22 protein-coding genes and 1 tRNA gene are annotated in these 18,373 nt (G+C 72.1%); 13 read left to right on the top strand and 10 right to left on the bottom strand.

Annotated features, from left to right (window positions below):
- Positions 1-50 precede the first annotated feature (50 nt).
- From FB467_RS14610 to FB467_RS14590, 5 genes are read left to right on the top strand one after another with little or no spacing between them, the layout of a single operon-like run.
- Positions 51-1,835: a dihydroxyacetone kinase family protein gene (locus tag FB467_RS14610; RefSeq protein WP_141785744.1), complete on the top strand. Its 1,785-nt coding sequence runs from the start codon at positions 51-53 to the stop codon at positions 1,833-1,835.
- Positions 1,828-2,304: a ribose-5-phosphate isomerase gene (locus FB467_RS14605; RefSeq protein ID WP_141785743.1), complete on the top strand. Its 477-nt coding sequence runs from the start codon at positions 1,828-1,830 to the stop codon at positions 2,302-2,304. Before FB467_RS14610 ends, FB467_RS14605 begins: the two co-directional genes overlap by 8 nt.
- Positions 2,301-3,113 (top strand): triose-phosphate isomerase family protein, encoded by an 813-nt coding sequence (locus tag FB467_RS14600; RefSeq protein ID WP_141785742.1) that lies wholly within the window; start codon positions 2,301-2,303, stop codon positions 3,111-3,113. The genes FB467_RS14605 and FB467_RS14600 overlap by 4 nt, the downstream gene beginning before the upstream one ends.
- Positions 3,106-3,852, top strand: a complete 747-nt coding sequence (locus tag FB467_RS14595) for a GntR family transcriptional regulator (RefSeq protein ID WP_141785741.1) — start codon at positions 3,106-3,108, stop codon at positions 3,850-3,852. The genes FB467_RS14600 and FB467_RS14595 overlap by 8 nt, the downstream gene beginning before the upstream one ends.
- Positions 3,852-4,793, top strand: a complete 942-nt coding sequence (locus tag FB467_RS14590) for a sugar phosphate isomerase/epimerase family protein (RefSeq protein ID WP_141785740.1) — start codon at positions 3,852-3,854, stop codon at positions 4,791-4,793. Before FB467_RS14595 ends, FB467_RS14590 begins: the two co-directional genes overlap by 1 nt.
- A 13-nt stretch (positions 4,794-4,806) precedes the next feature.
- Here FB467_RS14590 and FB467_RS14585 read toward each other — a convergent pair whose 3' ends face one another.
- Positions 4,807-5,565 (bottom strand): enoyl-CoA hydratase, encoded by a 759-nt coding sequence (locus FB467_RS14585; RefSeq protein ID WP_141785739.1) that lies wholly within the window; start codon positions 5,563-5,565, stop codon positions 4,807-4,809.
- Positions 5,566-5,607: 42 nt separating this feature from the next.
- Complete coding sequence (locus tag FB467_RS14580; protein ID WP_228393128.1) at positions 5,608-6,807, bottom strand: CaiB/BaiF CoA transferase family protein; 1,200 nt, start codon at positions 6,805-6,807, stop codon at positions 5,608-5,610.
- Between the two features lie 119 nt (positions 6,808-6,926).
- Between FB467_RS14580 and FB467_RS14575 the strand changes: the two genes are divergently transcribed.
- From FB467_RS14575 to FB467_RS14550, 6 genes are all read left to right on the top strand, one after another.
- Positions 6,927-7,700 (top strand): GntR family transcriptional regulator, encoded by a 774-nt coding sequence (locus FB467_RS14575; RefSeq protein WP_141785738.1) that lies wholly within the window; start codon positions 6,927-6,929, stop codon positions 7,698-7,700.
- A 37-nt stretch (positions 7,701-7,737) separates the two neighbouring features.
- Complete coding sequence (locus FB467_RS14570; RefSeq protein ID WP_141785737.1) at positions 7,738-8,742, top strand: tripartite tricarboxylate transporter substrate binding protein; 1,005 nt, start codon at positions 7,738-7,740, stop codon at positions 8,740-8,742.
- 1 nt (position 8,743) lies between these two features.
- Positions 8,744-9,361 (top strand): tripartite tricarboxylate transporter TctB family protein, encoded by a 618-nt coding sequence (locus FB467_RS14565; RefSeq protein ID WP_141785736.1) that lies wholly within the window; start codon positions 8,744-8,746, stop codon positions 9,359-9,361.
- Between the two features lie 11 nt (positions 9,362-9,372).
- Positions 9,373-10,878: a tripartite tricarboxylate transporter permease gene (locus tag FB467_RS14560; protein WP_141785735.1), complete on the top strand. Its 1,506-nt coding sequence runs from the start codon at positions 9,373-9,375 to the stop codon at positions 10,876-10,878.
- Between the two features lie 107 nt (positions 10,879-10,985).
- Complete coding sequence (gene thrC / locus FB467_RS14555; RefSeq protein ID WP_141785734.1) at positions 10,986-12,071, top strand: threonine synthase; 1,086 nt, start codon at positions 10,986-10,988, stop codon at positions 12,069-12,071.
- On the top strand, positions 12,068-13,027 hold the full coding sequence (locus tag FB467_RS14550) for a homoserine kinase (RefSeq protein ID WP_228393126.1): 960 nt from the start codon (positions 12,068-12,070) through the stop codon (positions 13,025-13,027). Before thrC ends, FB467_RS14550 begins: the two co-directional genes overlap by 4 nt.
- Positions 13,028-13,068: 41 nt before the next feature.
- Here the strand turns inward: FB467_RS14550 and FB467_RS14545 are convergent, their stop codons facing one another.
- From FB467_RS14545 to bcp, 8 genes are all read right to left on the bottom strand, one after another.
- Positions 13,069-13,533, bottom strand: a complete 465-nt coding sequence (locus FB467_RS14545) for a nucleoside deaminase (protein WP_141785733.1) — start codon at positions 13,531-13,533, stop codon at positions 13,069-13,071.
- 43 nt (positions 13,534-13,576) lie between these two features.
- Positions 13,577-14,278 (bottom strand): hypothetical protein, encoded by a 702-nt coding sequence (locus FB467_RS14540; protein ID WP_141785732.1) that lies wholly within the window; start codon positions 14,276-14,278, stop codon positions 13,577-13,579.
- A gap of 6 nt (positions 14,279-14,284) precedes the next feature.
- A complete protein-coding gene (locus FB467_RS14535) occupies positions 14,285-14,644 on the bottom strand; it encodes a VOC family protein (protein WP_141785731.1) in 360 nt (119 codons plus the stop codon).
- 131 nt (positions 14,645-14,775) lie between these two features.
- A complete protein-coding gene (locus FB467_RS14530; RefSeq protein ID WP_141785730.1) occupies positions 14,776-15,468 on the bottom strand; it encodes a PepSY domain-containing protein in 693 nt (230 codons plus the stop codon).
- A gap of 178 nt (positions 15,469-15,646) precedes the next feature.
- Entirely contained in the window at positions 15,647-15,769 is a 123-nt protein-coding gene (locus FB467_RS19380; protein ID WP_267128607.1) for a hypothetical protein, read from the bottom strand.
- 250 nt (positions 15,770-16,019) lie between these two features.
- Positions 16,020-16,101, bottom strand: a tRNA-Leu gene (locus FB467_RS14525).
- 59 nt (positions 16,102-16,160) lie between these two features.
- Positions 16,161-17,174: an aldo/keto reductase gene (locus FB467_RS14520; RefSeq protein ID WP_194288307.1), complete on the bottom strand. Its 1,014-nt coding sequence runs from the start codon at positions 17,172-17,174 to the stop codon at positions 16,161-16,163.
- Positions 17,174-17,644 carry a thioredoxin-dependent thiol peroxidase gene (gene bcp, locus FB467_RS14515; protein ID WP_141785729.1) on the bottom strand — a complete coding sequence of 157 codons (471 nt, stop codon included), beginning with the start codon at positions 17,642-17,644 and terminating at the stop codon, positions 17,174-17,176. The genes FB467_RS14520 and bcp overlap by 1 nt, the downstream gene beginning before the upstream one ends.
- 123 nt (positions 17,645-17,767) lie before the next feature.
- Between bcp and FB467_RS14510 the strand changes: the two genes are divergently transcribed.
- Positions 17,768-18,019, top strand: a complete 252-nt coding sequence (locus FB467_RS14510; RefSeq protein ID WP_244932745.1) for a DUF3618 domain-containing protein — start codon at positions 17,768-17,770, stop codon at positions 18,017-18,019.
- A 38-nt stretch (positions 18,020-18,057) separates the two neighbouring features.
- Positions 18,058-18,354, top strand: a complete 297-nt coding sequence (locus FB467_RS14505) for a GroES family chaperonin (protein WP_141786695.1) — start codon at positions 18,058-18,060, stop codon at positions 18,352-18,354.
- Positions 18,355-18,373: the final 19 nt, after the last annotated feature.

Raw genomic sequence — 18,373 nt, 5'->3', positions numbered from 1 at the left:
GATTACTGGAGTGAGAGTATGCCGTACCGCACCCACGACGGAGTGAGCCAGTGACGCGACTGTTCAACGAGCCGGACGCCTTTGCGGCGGAGATGGTGGAGGGCTTCGCCGCGGCGGCGGGCCGGTGGGTGCGTCAGGTGCCCGGCGGGGTCGTGCGGTCGACCAGGTCGGTCGAGCCGACGGTGGCTCTCGTGGTGGGTGGCGGCTCGGGCCACTACCCGGCGTTCGCCGGCCTGGTCGGGCCAGGCCTGGCCCACGGTGCGGTGATGGGCAACCTGTTCGCCTCGCCGTCCGCGCACCAGGCGTATGATGTGGCGCGGGCCGCCGACCGGGGGCGGGGGGTGCTGTTCAGCTACGGCAATTATGCCGGCGACGTGCTCAACTTCGACCAGGCGCAGGAACGGCTCCGGGCCGAGGGCGCCGACGTGCGGACCGTGACGGTCACCGACGACATCTTCAGCGCCCCGGCGGAGCGCCGGCACGAGCGGCGGGGGATCGCCGGGGACCTGGTGGTCTTCAAGGTCGCCGGTGCCGCGGCCGAGGAGGGAGCCTCGCTGGACGAGGTGGAGCGCGTGGCCAGGCTCGCCAACGACCGGACCCGGAGCATGGGGGTGGCCTTCTCCGGCTGCACCTTCCCGGGGGCGGACGAGCCGCTGTTCGAGGTCCCCGCGGGGCGGATGGCGGTGGGCCTGGGGATCCACGGCGAGCCGGGTATCGAGGAGACGGACCTGCCGACCGCGGACGGGCTGGCCGAGCTGTTCGTCGAGCACCTGCTCGGGGAGGTGCCCGAGGGCGTCACGCGCGAGGGTGCCCGCGTCGTCCCGATCCTGAACGGCCTGGGCACCGTGAAGTACGAGGAGCTCTTCGTCGTCTACCGCTCGGTCCACGCGCGGCTGGAGGAGGCGGGGCTCACCATCGTGCAGCCGGACGTGGGGGAGTTCTGCACCAGCTTCGACATGGCCGGCGCCTCGCTCACCCTGCTGTGGTTGGACGAGGAGCTGGAGCGGCTGTGGCTCGCGCCGGCCGACACGCCGGCATACCGCCGTGGCCAGGTCGACGCCCTGCGCGTCGAGGACGCCGGCGACCTGACGACGGATCCCACGGTGCCGAGTGCGCCGGACGAGGCCGCGGTGCCCCCGGCGGGCGAGGGGTCGCTCGCCGCGGTGCCGATGGTGACCGGTGCCCTGACGGCGGTGGCGGCCACCTTGGATGCCTCGGCGGGGCGGCTCGGGGAGCTCGACCGGGTCGCCGGTGACGGCGACCACGGACTCGGTATGCAGCGGGGCAGCCGGGCAGCGGCCGAGGCCGGTGCGCGCGCGGCCGAGTTGGGGGCGGGCGCCGGCACAGTGCTGGTCCGCGCCGGCGACGCCTGGGCGGACGCCGGTGGCGGCACCTCGGGCGCCATCTGGGGGGTGATCCTGCGCACCATCGGTGAGCAGCTCGGTGACGAGGAGGCCCCGGACGCGGCCCGGGTCGGCGAGGCCGTCACGCGCGCCAGCGACGCGGTCCGCGCCTTCGGTAAGGCCGAGCCCGGGGACAAGACCCTGGTGGACGCCCTGGTCCCGCTGGCGGAGACGCTGCAGCGGGCGCTGGGCTACGGGGGCGACCTGTCGACCGCCGCAGCGGAAGCGACCGGGGCCGCCGAGGCCGCCGCGGCGGCGACCGCCGACCTGACCGCCCGCAAGGGCCGCTCCCGCAGCCACGGCGACAAGAGCCTGGGCACCCCCGACCCGGGCGCGGTGTCGTTCGGCATGGTCGCCCGGACGGTCCTTGACCGACTGACCGACAGCACGGACCCCGCGTCCCGATCCGAACAGGAGATCACTGATGAGTGAGCACACCGGCACCGACCAGCTACGGGTGGTCGTCGGGTCCGACGACGCGGGCCTGACCTACAAGGAAGCCCTGAAGCAGGACCTGCTCGCGGACGAGCGCGTCTCCGAGGTCATCGACGTCGGGGTGGACGCCTCCGGCGGTGCCCACTACCCGAGCGTGGCCGTGGCCGCCGCCGAGAAGGTCGTCGCCGGCGAGGCCGACCGTGCGGTCCTGATCTGCGGGACCGGCCTCGGGGTGGCGATCGCGGCCAACAAGGTGTCCGGCATCCGGGCGGTCACCGCCCACGACTCCTACAGCGTGGAGCGCTCCATCCTGTCCAACGACTGCCAGGTGCTCTGCATGGGCCAGCGCGTCGTCGGCCTGGAGCTGGCGCGGCGGCTGCTGCGCGAGTGGCTCGGCTACCGGTTCGACCCGACCAGCGCCTCGCAGGAGAAGGTCGCCGAGATCGTCGCCTACGAGTGCAGATGAGTCGTCCCCGCTTCCTGATCGGCACCAGCCACAAGACCTACCTCACCCAGCAGCGGGCCGTGGCATGGGCCACCGACGTCGCGCAGATCTGCCGCGACCACGAGACGGTGCGCACCGGCCAGGTCCGGACCTTCGTGCTGCCCACCCACCTGGCGGTCCCCGCCGCGCTGGCCGCCGTCGGGGACGCCCCGCTGGCGGTCGGCGCCCAGGACGTCTCGGCGCACGAGGCGGGCCCGCACACCGGTGAGGTCACCGCCGCCGAGCTCGCCGAGGTCGGGTGCGCCCTGGTCGCCGTGGGGCACGCCGAGCGACGGCGCGACCACGGCGAGACCGACGAGGTGGTGGCGGCCAAGGTCGCGGCCGCGCTCCGGCACGGGCTGGTGCCGCTGATCTGCATCGGGGAGCGGGACGAGGGACCGGCGGAGCAGGCGGTCGAGTCCTGCCGCGCCCAGACCGTCGCCGCGCTCCGGCAGGCCCGCGAGGAGGGACTGTCAGGCGAGGTGGTCCTGGCCTACGAGCCGGTGTGGGCCATCGGTGCCGCGAACCCCGCCTCCGCGGCACACATCCGGGTAGTCTGCCGGGCACTGCGCGACCTCCTCCGGACTCCCGGGGAGGAAGGCGCGGCCGGCGTGGTCGAGACCGGCCGGGTCGTCTACGGGGGGAGCGCGGGGCCGGGGCTACTCACCGAGGTCGCCCCCGACGTGGACGGCCTGTTCCTGGGCCGGAAGGCGCACGACCCCCGGGCCGTGCGCGACGTGCTGGACGAGGCGGCGCAGATCATCGCCGCAGAAGGAGGGCCCGGTGAGTGACTCCCGCAACGGCACCGCGGCCAGGCGGGACCCGATCGAGCGACGGGGCCTGCGCGACGAGGTCTACGACCGGATCCTGGAGCAGCTGCTCCGCGGCGAGGTCGAGCCGGGCGGGCGCCTGTCCATCGACACCGTCGCCCGCGAGCTGTCCGTCTCGCCCACCCCGGTGCGCGAGGCGCTGGTGCAGCTGGAGCGCACCGGCCTGGTGACCCGGGAGGCGCTGCGCGGCTACCGGGTGGCGCCGCCGCTGGGCGCCGAGCAGCTGACCGAGCTGTTCGTCGCGCGGCTGATGCTGGAGACCACCGCCACCACGATGGCGATGCGCCGCGAGGGGACGCTCCCGGACCTGTTGGGGCGGCTGGACCAGGCCCACGAGGCGCACCGGGTCGCAGGGGAGCGCCTGATGGAGGCGATGACCGAGCACGGGCCGGACGTGACGGCGGCGCACGAGTACTTCACCCGCGACTACGCCTTCCACGCCGTCTTCTTCGAGTTCGCGGGCAACCGCTACCTGGAGCAGATGTCGACCTCCCTCGGCGCCCTGACGCACCGGCTCCGGCAGGCGGTGCTCAGCACCGAGACCGACGTCGTGGACGCCCTGCGCGAGCACGAGGCCGTCCGGGACGCGGCCCGCAGCGGAGACCCGGAGGCGACGAGCGCCGCCATGCACCGACACATCCAGCAGGTGGCAGCACGATCCGTCAGCGCCGCCAACGACGCACGCACCGAGGAGAAGTGATGTCAGGAGTCAGCGCCCCGCCGGGGCCGATCGCCGTCTGCATGCACGGCATCAACCCCAGGACCGAGGACGGGACGCCGCTGCAGGACGCCGGGGTGGAGGCGTGGGACGAGGTGTATGCCGAGGTGCGGGCGCTCGGGTTCACGGCCCTGGAGATCGCGGACAGCCACCTGCGGCCGGCCGACCTGGACCCGGGGAAGCGCCGCGAGATCGCGGAGGCGGCCGCCGCGCGGGACCTCACCCTGGTGGCCCTGCACGTGGCCCGGAGCAGCGTCGTGGAGCCTGGCAAGGGGGAGGAGAACCTGGCCTACGCCCACCGGTCGATCGACGCGGCCGCGGAGATGGGGATCGGCATCTTCTCGACCGGACTGCACCAGCCGTTCACGCCCGCACAGCGGGAGGCCCTCTGGTTCTGGCTCGAGCCGGGCCCCCGCGACCCGGACGACCCGCAGGTGTGGGCCACCGCGGTGAGCCGGTTGCGCGAACTTGGCCAGCACGCGGACTCCCTCGGGATGACGACCGCGCTGGAGATGTACGAGGACACCTACCTGGGCAGCGCCGACTCCGCCCTCCGGCTGCTCGCCGACATCGACGTCCCGTCCGTCGGGCTCAACCCCGACGTCGGCAACCTGGTGCGGCTGCACCGGCCCCGGGTCGACTGGGCCCGGGAGTACGCCCTGATGCTGCCGCACACCACCTACTGGCACCTGAAGAACTACACCAGGGACGAGACGGCCGACGGCCGGGTGACCACCGCGCCGACCAGCCTGGAGCTGGGCGTCATCGACTACCGGTCGGTCGTGAAGACGGCGCTGCGCGCCGGATACCGGGGGCCGCTGCTGATGGAGCAGTACGGCGGGGACAGCCTCGGGGTCTGCGCGACCAACCGGGACTACGTCCAGGGGTTGCTGGAGACCTACGGGCACCTGCTGGCCGGGTAGCCGGCGAGTCTGGTCAGCGGCCGGTCCACTCCGGCTTGCGCTTCTCGGTGAAGGCCTTGACCGCGCCGGCGAAGTCGGCGCTGCCGTAGACCCGGTCCACGATGTCGTGGTCCTCGCGGTTGCCCGCGGCCAGCCGACGGACCGCCTCCTTGGTGGCCCACATGGTCAGCGGTGCGTGGCCGGTCAGTTTGCCGGTCAGCTTCTCCAGGGTGCCGTCCATGTCCTCGGTGACGGTGGTGACGTAGCCGCTGGTGTGCGCCTCGTCGGCCTCCATGAAGCGGGCGGTGAGCAGCAGGTCGACGACCCGGGAGCGGCCCAGCAGCTGGGAGAGGACGTCGATGGAGCCCAGCGACAGGCAGTTGCCCAGGGTGCGTGCGATGGGCACGCCGAACTTGGCGTCCGGGGTGCACACCCGGATGTCGGCCGCGGTGGCCAGCGCCAGCCCGCCACCGATGCAGAATCCCTCGACGGCCGCGACGACCGGCACGTCGACCGCCATCAGGCGGGCCAGCACGTCGGAGATCTGCTGCTCGTACTCCACGCCCCGGGGCCCGTCGAACGTGCTGAACTGGGCGATGTCGGTGCCCGCGACGAAGGCGCTGCCGCCGGCGCCGCGCAGCACCATGACCCGGATCGAGTCGTCGGCGTCCGCGAGCTCGCAGGCCGCCACCAGCTTCTCGTACATGCTCCAGGTCATCGCGTTGCGCTGGTCGGGCCGGTTGAAGGTCACCTGCAGGACCGGGCCGGCCTGCTCCACCAGTAGTTCGTCCATGTCGTGCTCCTTGGCGTCGTGGTCGTGCGGGGATGGTCCTGGTCAGTCGTCGGCGGGGACGGGGGCGACCTCGTCCAGCTCCTCCGGGGTCAGGCCGGCCTCGGCCAGCACCCGGCGCGTGTCGCTGCCCAGGGACGGGCCGGCGCTGCGACGGACGGTGGGGGTGCGGGAGAACCGCATCGGCGAGCCGATCTGCTCGATCGTCCCCGCCCGGTCGTGCTCGCTGTCCCAGAAGAACTCCCGGGCGTGCAGGTGCTCGTCGGTGAATACCTGGCTGTAGTCGCTGATCGGGGCGCACGGCACCCCGGCGGCGTTGAGCAGCTCGACGACCTCCGCCGTGGTCAGCTCCCCGGTCCTCTGCTCGATGGCGGGGATCAGGGTGTCCTTGTGCTGCAGCCGTTCCCAGGAACTCGAGTAGCGGGGGTCCTCCCGCAGGTGGTCCAGCCCCAGGGCGGTGCAGAACGCCTCCCAGTTCCGCGGGGTGTTGGCGCCGATGGTCACGTAGCCGTCGCGGGAGACGACCGCCTGGTAGGGCGCCTGGTTCTGGTGGGCCGAGCCGTTGGGGCCGCCCACCGTGCCGTCGGCGAAGTAGGCGCCGGCCTCCCACACGGCATACGAGACACCGCTCTCCAGCAGCGAGACGTCGATCCGCTGGCCGCGGCCCGAGCGGGTCCGCTCGTGCAGCGCGGCGGTGATCGACAGCGCGGTGTAGAGGCCGGCCGTCAGGTCGCAGATCGGGACGCCGACCTTGGCGGGCGGCATGCCGGGGTGGCCAGTGATGCTCATCAGCCCGCTGCGTGCCTGGGCCATGATGTCGAGGCCGGGCAGGCTGCTCAGCGGACCGTCCTGGCCCCAGCCGGAGGCGGAGGCGTAGATCAGCTGCGGGTTGATCGCCGCGAGGTCCTCGTAGCCGAGCCCGAGCCGGGACATGGCGCCGGGCCGGAGGTTCTCCACCAGCACGTCGGCGGTCTCGGCGAGCCGCAGGAAGGCGGCCTTGCCGGCCGCGGACTTCAGGTCCAGGGCGAGCGACTCCTTGTTGCGGTTGAGCCGGAGGAAGGGGGAGCTCTCACCCTCGAGGTGCGGGCCGGTGGCGCGGGTCTGGTCCCCGCTGCCGGGCGTCTCGACCTTCAGCACCCGGGCGCCGAGGTCGGCGAGCTGCATGGTCCCGAACGGGCCGGCCATGAAGACCCCCACCTCGAGAACGGTGATGCCGGCCAGCGGCCCGGCTGCGGTGTCGTCCACTTCTGCTCCTCGGTATGCGCCTGCGCCATTGCGTGCGGGGGAAGCCTGCGTTAGGGTCTCGCACACTGTATACGAAACAGGATATTGGTCTAGCCGCGGTTCCAAGGAGGTAGCCCGCCATGGCGACGATGCACGCCGCGTCCGCGATCGTGGCCCCGCCGTCCCTGGCGGTGCTGGCCCGGGAGCGCCTGGAGCGGGCGATCCTGTCGGGGGACTACCTGCCCGGTGAGCGGCTGGTCGAGGAGCGGATCTGCGACGAGCTGGGGATCTCCCGGCCGCCCGTGCGGGAGGCGCTGAAGAGCCTCGAGGTGGCCGGACTCGTCGAGCGGGTGCCGCGGCGGGGGGCCCGCGTCGTGCCGCTGACCCAGCACGACGTCTACGAGATCGTCACCCTCCGGGTGGAGCTGGAGCGGATGGCCCTGGACCTGGCCGGCACCGGCGAGGAGCTGGAGCCGGAGCGTCTCGCCCGCTGCCACGCCCGGATCCGCGACATGGAGGCCGTCGTCCCGACCGGGGACGAGGGCGCGATGGCGCTGGCCGGGTTCGAGTTCCACATCGCCGTCGTCGGGCTGGCCGGCCACCGGAGGATGGAGGACACCTACCGGGCGATGGCGATGCAGCTGCAGCTGTGCATGGCGATGAACAACAAGGCCCGGCGCAGCCTGGAGGACCTCGAGGGCAACGTCGAGCGGCACCGCCGGCTCCTGCGGGTGATCGAGACCGGCAGCCGGGCGGAGGTGCTGCGCGAGATGGAGCAGCACGGCCACCAGACCTTCCTGCTCGACGTGGTCGACCGCCTCGACGGCGCGACCCTGCAGTCCAGGCGCTGGCTGGAGTCCCTGAAGAAGCAGTACGCCGCGCAGGACCCCGCGGCGCCCCCCACCGACCCCTGATCACCACCCACGACCCGACCTATCAAGGGAGATAGCAATGACCAACCACACCCGGGCCCACGGCAAGGCCTACCTCGTCGCGCTCGCCGGCTCCGCGCTGGTGCTCAGCGCTTGCGGCAACACCAACGCCGGCGGAGGTGGTGGCGGCGGTGGCGAGGACGGCGACTTCGAGCCCACGGGCAACGTGCGGATGATCGTGCCGTTCGCCGCCGGCGGCGGCAGCGACATCGCCGGGCGGGCCACGGCCGCCGGCTTCGAGGACGCATCGGGCGTCACCATCACGGTCGAGAACATCGAGGGCGGCTCGAGCGCCGTCGGCTACTCCAACTTCCTCGGGGAGAATGGCAACCCCAACGTCCTGCTGGCCACCGAGACCGCGCTGATCGCGGTGCCGATCACCCAGGACGTGGAGTACACCTACGAGGACTTCACCCCGATCATGATGCTCGGGCAGGACTTCACCCTGCTCGTGGTCAAGGACGACTCCCCGCTGCAGACCTGCGCCGACCTGGTCGAGAAGGCCGAGAGCGAGCGCACCGTGATCGGCATCTCCGGGGCCACCGGCCTGGACAACCTGGTCTTCTCGCTGCTGGAGAACGAGACCGGCGTCGAGCTCGACCGCGTGCCGTTCGAGTCCGGGGCCGAGCTGCTGACCGCGCTGCTCGGCGGTCAGGTCGAGGTCATCTCGACCAACCCCGGTGAGGTCGCCGGTCAGATCGAGTCGGGCGACGTCCGTCCGCTGTGCGCCGCCAGCGAGGAGCGCTACGACTACGACCTGCTCGCCGACGTGGAGACCGCCGCCGAGCAGGGCATCGAGGGGATCGCCGTGGCCCAGTTCCGTGGGGTCCTGGCCCCCGGCGGGATCACCGACGCGGAGCGCGACTACTGGATCGGCATCGGGCAGGAGTTCGAGGAGTCCGAGGCCTACACCAGCTACATCGAGGACAACATGATGCAGCCGAACACGGCATACGGCGACGACTTCACCGCCGTCCTCGCGGAGAACGACGAGACGGTCGGCTCGATCCTCGAGGACCAGTGAGGTGACGGCACAGGAGACGGAGCACCAGGCGACCCGGCCCAGGCCGGAGACCTCCGACGTCGTCGGCACGGTCATCCTGGGCGTGGTCGGCGCCGTCGCGGTGGTGATGGGCCTGGGCTACGGCTTCACCGTGGAGGGTGGCCAGGTCGGCCCGGGCTTCCTGCCCGTGCTGACCGGCGGCTTCATCGTGGTGGCGGCCGTCCTGGAGCTGATCCGGATGTTCTTCGCCAGTTCCTCCCCGATCGAGGGCTCCTTCATGGAGACCGTGGAGAACGTCGAGGAGGAGGCCAGGGCGGCCATCGAGGAGGTGTACTCCGGCGCCGAGGCCCCGGAGGCTGCCGCGGGTGAGGAGCTGGACACCTTCGGCCGCACCCAGCGGCAGCGGAGCACGGCGATGGTGAAGATCTTCGCGCTCATCCTGGCCGCGCTCCTGCTGATCCCCGTGCTCGGTCTGCTGATCTCGCTGAGCGCGATGACCCTGGCGCTCCTGATCTTCGTCGAGCGCCGGCCCTGGCTCACCTCGCTCCTGGCGACGCTGGGGGCGCTCGCCTTCTTCTACCTCGTGTTTGTCCAGGGGCTGCGCGTGCCGCTGCCCACGGGCATGCTCGGCATCATCTGAGGGGATCGACCATGCTCGACAACCTGCAACTCGGCTTCGAGACGGCCGTCACGCCGGAGAACCTGCTCTTCTGCCTCCTCGGCGTGGTCCTCGGGACCGTGATCGGCGTCATGCCCGGCCTGGGCTCGGCGACCGGTGTGGCGATCCTGCTCCCGGTCACGCTCACCCTGGAGCCGGTCACCGCGCTGATCATGCTGGCTGGGATCTACTACGGCAGCCAGTACGGTGCCTCCACCAGCTCCATCCTGATCTCCACACCCGGTGACTCCTCCAGCGTGGTGCTCACCCTCGACGGCTACCAGATGGCCCGCAAGGGCAGAGCCGGGGCCGCGCTGGCCATCTCCGCCCTGTCCTCCTTCGTCGCGGCGATCCTGTCGCTGATCGGTCTGATGGCGCTGGCCCAGCCGATCGCGGACTGGGCGCTCAACTTCGGGCCACCGGAGAACCTGGCGATCATCATGCTGGGCCTGGCCACCATCGTGTCCTTCGCCGGGGAGAACGTGCTCCGCGGCATCACGATGGCCGCGGTCGGCCTGCTCATCTCGATGGTCGGGGTCGCCGCCGGGTTCTCCACCGCCCGGTTCACCTTCGGCAGCATCAACCTGCTCGGCGGCCTGTCCTTCGTGGCGGTGATGATCGGGATCTTCGCCATCGGCGAGGTGCTGCACCAGATCCGGCGCGGTGGCGAGGCCCCGATCAAGGCCGGCTTCCGGGACCTGCTGGTGACCCGCAAGGAGCTGCGGCGGTCCGCCGCCCCGGCGCTGCGCGGCACCGGCCTGGGCTTCCTGGTCGGCGTCCTGCCGGGCGCCGGGGCGACCCTGGCGACCTTCATGTCCTACGGCGTGGAGAAGCAGGTCAGCAAGCACAAGGACGAGATCGGCAAGGGCGCGCCGGAGGGCGTGGCCGGGCCCGAGGCGGCCAACAACGCGGCCGCGAACGCCAGCTTCATCCCCACCCTGGCGCTGGGCATCCCGGGCAGCGGCACGACGGCAATCCTGCTGGGGGCCTTCGTGATCTTCGGCCTGCAGCCCGGGCCGCTGCTCTTCGAGCAGCAGCCGGACCTCGTCTGGGGCCTGCTGGTCTCCTTCTTCTTCGGCAACCTGATCCTGCTGGCGCTCAACCTGCCGCTGGCGCCGGTCTTCGCCCAGATCCTGCGGATCCCGTACAGCTACCTCTACCCGATGGTGATCTTCGTCAGCATGGTCGGCGCCTTCGCGCTGGGCAACAACACCTTCACCATGTGGGTGGTCTTCGTGGCCGGCCTGCTGGGCTACTTCATGAAGCGGTTCAACTTCCCGGCGGCCCCGCTGGTCCTCGGGCTGGTCCTCGGGCCGTTGCTGGAGCGGGCCCTGGTGCAGACCTCGGCGATGGGCGATGGGAACCTGTTCATCGTCTTCCAGCGGCCGCTGTCCGGGACGCTGATGGTGGTCGCCCTCCTGGCGATCTCCGCGCCGCTCATCGGGTCGCTGCTGCGGCGTCGCACGGCGCGCAAGGAGCGGACGACGATCGACGCCTGAGGTGCGCGGGCGTCCACCCGCGCTGCCACCGGGCGGGCCTTGTAGTCTCACGGGCGGGCGAGCGGGCGCTCCCGCCCCTGCCCCCGGCATACGGAAAGGTCCCATCCATGGCACACCAGTGGCGCGGCGTCATCGCCGAGTACGCCGAGCGGCTCCCGGAGAACACCCGCGGGACGGTCGTCACGCTGCGCGAGGGCGGCACGCCGCTGATCCCGGCCGAGCACCTGTCCGAGCTGGTCGGGGCGCAGGTGCACCTGAAGTACGAGGGGCTCAACCCGACCGGGTCGTTCAAGGACCGGGGCATGACGACCGCGATCTCGGCCGCCGCCGCGGCCGGGGCCAGGGCGGTGATCTGCGCCTCGACCGGCAACACCAGCGCCTCGGCCGCCGCCTACGCGACCAAGGCGGGTATGACCTGTGGCGTGCTGGTGCCCGACGGCAAGATCGCGATGGGCAAGCTGTCCCAGGCGATCGCGCACGGTGCCACGTTGTTGCAGGTGGACGGCAACTTCGACGATTGCCTGACGCTGGCCCGCAAGCTGTCCGAGGCCTACCCGGTCGAGTTGGTGAACTCGGTGAACCCGGCCCGGATCGAGGGGCAGAAGACGGCGGCCTTCGAGGTGGTCGACGCGCTCGGCGACGCCCCCGACATCCACTGCCTGCCCGTGGGCAACGCCGGCAACATCACGGCCTACTGGCGCGGTTACCGGCAGTACACGAGCGATGCCGAGCAGCCCGGACCGGCCACCCGGCGCCCCCGGATGTGGGGCTTCCAGGCCGCCGGGGCGGCGCCGATCGTGCTGGGGCACCCGGTAGACGAGCCGGAGACCATCGCCACCGCGATCCGGATCGGCAACCCCGCCAGCTGGGAGTTCGCCGAGGCGGCCCGGGACGAGTCCGGCGGGCTGATCGACAGCGTCACCGACGAGGAGATCCTGGCCGCCCACCGGCTGCTGTCCTCCCGGGAGGGGGTCTTCGTGGAGCCGGCCTCGGCCGCCTCGGTCGCCGGCCTGCTCAAGGCGTCGGACGCCGGGCAGGTGCCGGGCGGCGCGACCATCGTCTGCACCGTGACCGGGCACGGCCTCAAGGACCCGCAGTGGGCGCTGAAGAACGCCGACGGGTCCGACGTCGAACCGACCCGGGTGCCGGTCGACGCGGTGACCGCCGCCCGCGCGCTGGGCCTGGCCGAGTGACCGGCCCCGTGGTGGAACTCGCCGCGGCGGACGCGGTCACTGTCACCGTCCCCGCCAGCAGCGCCAACCTCGGCCCGGGCTACGACTCGGTCGGGCTGGGCCTGGACCTGCGGGACACGTATGCCGTGCGCGTCACCTCCGAGCCCGGCCTGGTGGTGGACCTCCAGGGGCAGGGCGCCCAACGGTTGCCGCGCGATGACAGCTCGCTGCTGGCGCGTGCCCTGCGGACCGCGATGGAGGCCTGCGGGCTGGGCTGGCTGGAGGAGCTGCGGCAGCGCGGCCTGGGGCTGCACCTGACCTACGGCTGCGAGATCCCGATGTCGGCCGGTCTCGGGTCGTCCGCGGCCGCCGGGGTCGGCGGGTTCGCCCTCGGCTTCGCGCTGGCCCGGCAGGGGGAGCTGACCAGCGAGGACCGTGCCCTGGTCAACACCCACGCCGGCATCCTCGAGGGTCACCCGGACAACTCCTCGGCCAGCGTCTACGGCGGGCTGACCGTCTCCTGGATGCCCTCGCCGCAGGCGGTGCGGACGGCCCGGCTCACGGTGCACGAGGACGTCGCACCACTGGTCGTCGTGCCGGTGGGCAGCAAGCTGTCGACCCGGACCGCCCGGGCCGTCCTGCCGCCGCACATCGCGCACGCCGACGCCGCCCGGCAGGCGAGCCGCTCGGCCCTGCTGATCCACGCGCTGACCACCGACCCGACCTTCCTGCTGGACGCGACGCAGGACTGGCTGCACCAGGAGTACCGCCGCGAGGCCTACCCCACGTCGATGGCGGCCGTCGACCTGCTCCGCGCCCAGGGCCACGCCGCCGTGGTCTCCGGCGCCGGCCCGACCGTGCTCGTGCTCACCCGCCGAGCCGTGGTCGACACAATCGCCGCCGAGGTGAAGACGTGGGGCCGGGAGTGGAAGCTGTTGCGCCCGGCCGTCGCCAGCGAGGGTGTCCGGGTCGTCTGACCCGGCTGTGTCCCCGGGGCGGTCGGAGCGCCTCGGCCTGGTCAGACCTTGCCGATATCCTCGGCCCACACGGCGGGGTGCTCGCGCTGGAAGCGCTCCATGAGGTCGACGCACCGCGGGTCGTCGAGCACCACGACCTCCACGCCCCGCTCGCGCAGCAGGTCGGTCTCACCGGGGAAGGTGCGGTCCTCCCCGGCGACCACCAGCGGGATGCCGAACAGCAGGATCGCCCCGGTGCACATCGCGCACGGGGCGAGGGTGGTGTAGAGCACCGCGTCCCGGTAGGAGCGCTGCCGCCCGGCGTTGCGCAGGCAGCTGATCTCGCCGTGCGCGGTCGGGTCGCCCTCCTGCACCCGTAGATTGTGGCCGGAGGCCACCAGGGTCCCGCCGAGGTCGAGGGCCGAACCGATCGGCACGCCGCCCTCGCCGATCGACTTCTCGGCCTGGCGCACGGCCTCCTCGAAACTCTCCCGGTTCCAACCGACCCGGCGCTGCGCATGCTCCATGGGCCGACCCTAGTCGGGCCCGGCCGCCGGGGACGGCGACGGGTCACAGGGCGGGCCTCACCCGGAGCCCGAGGAGGGCGATCTGCTCCCGGACCGCTTCCCGACACCGCGCGTCGGCCAGCGCCGCGTGGTCCTGCGGGACGGTGCCGGGCGGCAGCCGCTCGGCCAGCCAGGCCAGCACCCCTGCCTGGTCCCGTAGCGGCAGCACCCGGCCGTCCTCGCCCAACACCCCGTGGACCGAGTCGTAGACCTGCGCCCCGTCCACCCGGTCGGCGGGGTCCGGGGCCGCGCCCCCGGTAGCGGCGGGCGCGGGCAGCCGGCACGGCATACCGCCGGGCAGGACGATCCGGCGGTAGTTCGGCTCGGTGGCGTCCAGCGCGGCCAGTTGTTCCTCGTCGAACCAGCAGACGGCGACCGGGGCGCTGGCGCCCTCGACCCGCCCGGGCGCGGCGGCGACGTAGCCGCGCGCGCTGACGTGCGCGGAGTGACCGACCATGAGGTCATCCACCACCGCAGGTGCGATCGGTATGCCGGGGCTCAGGTGGTCCGCCAGTTTGCGGCGCAGGACCTCGGGGGAGGCGTTGGACCCCACGGCCACGACCGGCGTGCGGCCGGTGGTGGCCGCGGCCGACAGGCCCCCGGGGACGAGCCCGCCGGGCCGGATCACACCACTGCGGACCGGTCCGGCCCACGGGTAACCGCTGGCGGGGAGGTCCTCACCGACCTGTCCTCGTATCGGGGACATCGCAGGTCAGGCCGTGGTTTCCTGCTGCAGCTCGACCCGGTTGCCGTGCCCGTCTCGGGTGTGGAAGCGGAGCACGCCGGGAATGTTGTCGTCCCACGTGACCGGGTATCCGGCCGCCTCGACCGCAGCCGCCAGGGCGGCTACGTCCGCCACCGCGAAGGCCGGGTGTGCCTTGCCGGCGGGGGAGAACGGCTCTTCGACGCCCAGGTGCAACTCGAGTCCCTCCTGACGGAACCAGACGCCGCCGCGGGCAGCCAGCCGCTCCGGTTTCGGGACCTCGGCCAACCCGAGGACGCCCCCGTAGAAGGACCGAGCGGCGTCCTCGCCGCCCGCGGGGATCGAGACCTGGACGTGGTGCAGGCGCATGCCTTCTCCTCGTGGCGACCAACCGTGGTATCTCGACATCAAGGTACTACGCCCCGGAGACCACAGCGACTGACGGCCAGCCACAGCGGCCGACCGGGCGGCTGCCTGTCCGGAGGATCGGCGGAGCTGGATCAGTCGCGGTCCACCCGGATGACCTCGCCGGTGGTGACGTCGACGTAGACCTCGACGTCGTCATCGTCCGCGGTGTCGATCGTCACCTCCCAGGCGAAGGTGCCGTCCTCCTCGTCCAGCTCGATGTCGTCCAGGGTGCCGTCGACCTCGTCCAGTCCGGCGGCAGCGGCATCGACGATGGTGATCGTGGCGGCCGCGAGGGCGTCCCGGTCGTCCTCGTCCAGGTCGTCCTCCTCGGTCTCGACGACCTGGCCGTCGGCACTCACCGTGACCTCGATGCTCCGGTCGCCGACCGCGACGTCGACCTCCCAGGAGCCGTCGTCGTCCTGGTCGTCGATCTCGTAGGCGGTGCCTCCGGCCTCGCCCTCGGCGACCGCGATCACGGCCTCCAGCCGGGCGAGCTGCTCCTCGGCGTCGGTGGCCCCGCCCGCCGCGGCCTCGGTCGTGGCGGAGGCGTCGTCGCCACCGGTCTCTGCGGCGGCATCGCTGCTGGTGGCCGCGTCGTCGGCCCCGTCGTCCGGAGTGGTGGTGTCGGCACCCTCGTCGGCGGGGGTGGCCTCACCCTCGGCGGCGTCGGAACTGGCCGGGGCGCTCACGCCCGCGGTGGTCTCGTCGGAGTTGTCCCCACAGCCGGCGAGCGTCAGGGCGAGCAGACCGGCAAGGGATCCCGTGGCAATTCGTGAACGCTTCATGCACCCATGATGACCTGCGAAAACGTCGTTCTCAAACCAGAAGGGGGTTTCTGAGCGAAGTCTCATCGACCTCTCAAGGTGGTCTCATCCCCGGGGTGCGGAATCGGGGCTCACGGCATACGACAGCCCCCGCCCCGGATGACCGGGGCGGGGGCTGCGGCTGGTCTCAGCAGAAGGCTTACTTGCCTTCCCAGGTCACCACCGTGGTGCCGAACGTGGTGGCGTTGGCGGGGGCCGTCGTGGCGACGAGGCCGGTGACGGCGAGGGCGGCAGCGAGGATGGTCGTAGCAATGCGGCGCATATGGTGTTCCTTTTGTGCGAGCGGTCGCCAGGCATGGGGTCCGGGAGACCGCGGGTGGGTGTGGAGGTGGAGCAACCTGGAGTGGTCAACCGGGTCGTTGCCCTCGTCCAAGGGAGCGGGCGTCGCCACACAGGTGTGTGCGACAACTGTGGACAGGCCCTCTCCATGGCTAATGATGTGGCATGACGGGAGGGTGTGTCTAGTTGAACCTTCTGGGAAATTTGGGGTCGCGAGGACACCCGCAATGGGGTGCGCTCGGCGGGACTTGAACCCGCACACCCGAAGGCACAGGAACCTAAATCCTGCGTGTCTGCCAATTCCACCACGAGCGCTTCGGGGCGATCGTATGTCGTCCCCGCGGACCCGTCCGGATCCGGGTCCGCGGGACCGGTCACTCCCGCCCGGCCGACACCCACTCGGGTCGCCCGGCGTGCAGGTTGCGTCCGCCCACGACGAGGTCGGCGGCCGCGTCCAACCGCGCCACCTGCTCGGGGGTGAGCCGCAGGTCCGCCGCAGCTGCGTTCTCCACGACCCGGTCGCTGCTGCGCGTCCCCGGGATGGGGGCGACGCCCAGGCCGAACTCCACACCCTTGGCCAGCAACCAGGCCAGCGCCACCTGGGCCGGGGTGGCCCCGAGGTCGTCGGCGACGCCGCGGGCGACGTCCACGACCTGCTGGTTGGCCTCGAAGGCCTCACCGGTGAACCGTTCCTGCCCCTCGCGCATCGACCCGGCGACGTCCTCCCGGGTGAGCGTGCCGGTCAGGAACCCCCGGCCCAGCGGGGAGTAGGGCACGAAGCCGACCCCGAGCTCGGCCGCGGTCGGCACCACCTGGCGCTCCACGTCGCGCGACCACAGGCTCCACTCGCTCTGCACGGCCGCGATCGGGTGGACGGCCTGTGCGGCCCGCAGCTCGTCCGCGGTGACCTCGGACAGCCCCAGGTGACGCACCTTGCCCTCGGAGACCAGGTCGGCCATCGCCGCCACGGTCTCCTCGATCGGGCGGGACAGCTCGCGGCGGTGCATGTAGTACAGGTCGATCGTGTCGATCTTGAGCCGGCGCAGGCTGGCCTCGCAGGCGGAGCGCACGTACTCGGCATCGCCCCGCGTCTGGCCGGCGGCGGCGTCCAGGATGCCGAACTTGGTGGCCAGCTGGACCTCCTCGCGCCGGTCCCGCAGCAACCGCCCGACCAGCTCTTCGTTGGTGCCGGCCGGTCCGGTGGCCCCCTCGGGGCGCTCGCCGTAGACGTCGGCGGTGTCGATGAAGGTCAGCCCCGCGTCGACCGCGGCGTGCAGTGTGGCCAGGGCCTCCTCGGGCGCGATGCCGCCGTAGACCCGGCTCAGCGCCATCCCGCCGAAGCCGATCGCGCTGACCCGGAGCCCGTCGCCGAGGGTCACCTGGTGCATCAGGCAGCGACCCCGAGGGCCTTGGCGAGCGAGGCGACGTGGCCGGTCGCCTTCACGTTGTACCTGGCCAGCTCGATCTTGCCCTCCTCGTCGATCACGAAGGTCGACCGGATGACGCCCACGACGGTCTTGCCGTAAAGGCTCTTCTCGCCGTAGGCGCCGTAGGCGGTGAGCACCGACTTGTCCTCGTCGGAGACCAGGGGGTAGGTCAGCGACTCCTTCTCGGTGAACTCGGCCAGCTTCTCCGGCGCGTCGGGTGAGATGCCGACCAGGGCATACCCGGCGGCCTGGAGGACGCCCAGGTTGTCCCGGAAGTCGCAGGCCTCGGTCGTGCACCCGGGGGTCATCGCGGCGGGGTAGCAGAACAGGATCAGCTTGCGTCCCGCGAAGTCGGACAGGGACACCTGGTTGCCCTCGGCGTCGGGCAGGGTCCAGGCGGGGGCGGCGGCGCCGGCCTCGAGACGGGTCATAGTCATCCTCCGTTGGGTGATCGACGGGTGTTCTGCGTTATCGTCTCAGGCAGCGCAAGGACCTGCGACATCGACCGTTGGGAAGGGAGCCACATGGCCGGGGACAAGAAGGCGACTCGCTCCATGAAGGAGATCGAGGCGGAGCTGGCCGCCAACCGTGACCGGTTGGCACGCACCGTCGACGAACTCGTGTTCCGGGTCAGCCCGGCCGAGGTCAAGCGTCGCCAGGTGGTGGCCCTGAAGGGGAAGGTCAACGAGGCCGCCTTCACCCCCGACGGTGATCTGCGGTTCGACCGGCTCGCCGTGGCGCTGGGGAGCGTCGCCGGCCTCGCCATCCTGCTCGGCGCTGCCCGCCGCGCCTTCTACCGGGGCTGACCACCGCGGTGACCGACCCGGGCAAGCTGCCCATCCGGATGTTGCACGACCGGGTGCTGGTATCGCTGGAGGGGCAACAGGGAGAACGCAAGTCCGGGGGAGGCATCGTCATCCCGGCGACGGCGAGCGTCGGCCGTCGCCTGTCGTGGGCGCACGTGGTCGCGGTCGGACAGAACGTGCGCCAGGTCGAGGTGGGGGACCGCGTACTGTTCGACCCGCAGGACCCCGCCCAGGTCGAGCTCGGTACCAAGGAGTACATCCTGTTGCGCGAGAAGGACCTGCACGCCGTCGCCGCCGAGCGGGTGCAGGACGGCCGCACCGGCCTCTACCTGTGATGGGCCGGAAGGGCTGACC

Origin of the sequence: Ornithinicoccus hortensis (genome assembly GCF_006716185.1) — a bacterium.
GTDB classification, from domain to species: domain Bacteria; phylum Actinomycetota; class Actinomycetes; order Actinomycetales; family Dermatophilaceae; genus Ornithinicoccus; species Ornithinicoccus hortensis.
This window is presented reverse-complemented; position numbering and strand designations above follow the sequence as displayed.

Bases quoted from the DNA above. Each gene is read 5' to 3' on its own strand.
- FB467_RS14605 (WP_141785743.1), top strand. From the start codon at position 1,828: ATGAGTGAGCACACCGGCACCGACCAGCTACGGGTGGTCGTCGGGTCC.
- FB467_RS14600 (WP_141785742.1), top strand. From the start codon at position 2,301: ATGAGTCGTCCCCGCTTCCTGATCGGCACCAGCCACAAGACCTACCTC.
- FB467_RS14590 (WP_141785740.1), top strand. From the start codon at position 3,852: ATGTCAGGAGTCAGCGCCCCGCCGGGGCCGATCGCCGTCTGCATGCAC.
- FB467_RS14585 (WP_141785739.1), bottom strand. From the start codon at position 5,565: ATGGACGAACTACTGGTGGAGCAGGCCGGCCCGGTCCTGCAGGTGACC.
- FB467_RS14575 (WP_141785738.1), top strand. From the start codon at position 6,927: ATGGCGACGATGCACGCCGCGTCCGCGATCGTGGCCCCGCCGTCCCTG.
- FB467_RS14570 (WP_141785737.1), top strand. From the start codon at position 7,738: ATGACCAACCACACCCGGGCCCACGGCAAGGCCTACCTCGTCGCGCTC.
- FB467_RS14560 (WP_141785735.1), top strand. From the start codon at position 9,373: ATGCTCGACAACCTGCAACTCGGCTTCGAGACGGCCGTCACGCCGGAG.
- thrC (WP_141785734.1), top strand. From the start codon at position 10,986: ATGGCACACCAGTGGCGCGGCGTCATCGCCGAGTACGCCGAGCGGCTC.
- FB467_RS14545 (WP_141785733.1), bottom strand. From the start codon at position 13,533: ATGGAGCATGCGCAGCGCCGGGTCGGTTGGAACCGGGAGAGTTTCGAG.
- FB467_RS14540 (WP_141785732.1), bottom strand. From the start codon at position 14,278: ATGTCCCCGATACGAGGACAGGTCGGTGAGGACCTCCCCGCCAGCGGT.
- FB467_RS14535 (WP_141785731.1), bottom strand. From the start codon at position 14,644: ATGCGCCTGCACCACGTCCAGGTCTCGATCCCCGCGGGCGGCGAGGAC.
- FB467_RS14530 (WP_141785730.1), bottom strand. From the start codon at position 15,468: ATGAAGCGTTCACGAATTGCCACGGGATCCCTTGCCGGTCTGCTCGCC.
- FB467_RS19380 (WP_267128607.1), bottom strand. From the start codon at position 15,769: ATGCGCCGCATTGCTACGACCATCCTCGCTGCCGCCCTCGCCGTCACC.
- FB467_RS14520 (WP_194288307.1), bottom strand. From the start codon at position 17,174: ATGCACCAGGTGACCCTCGGCGACGGGCTCCGGGTCAGCGCGATCGGC.
- bcp (WP_141785729.1), bottom strand. From the start codon at position 17,644: ATGACCCGTCTCGAGGCCGGCGCCGCCGCCCCCGCCTGGACCCTGCCC.
- FB467_RS14510 (WP_244932745.1), top strand. From the start codon at position 17,768: ATGAAGGAGATCGAGGCGGAGCTGGCCGCCAACCGTGACCGGTTGGCA.
- FB467_RS14505 (WP_141786695.1), top strand. From the start codon at position 18,058: ATGTTGCACGACCGGGTGCTGGTATCGCTGGAGGGGCAACAGGGAGAA.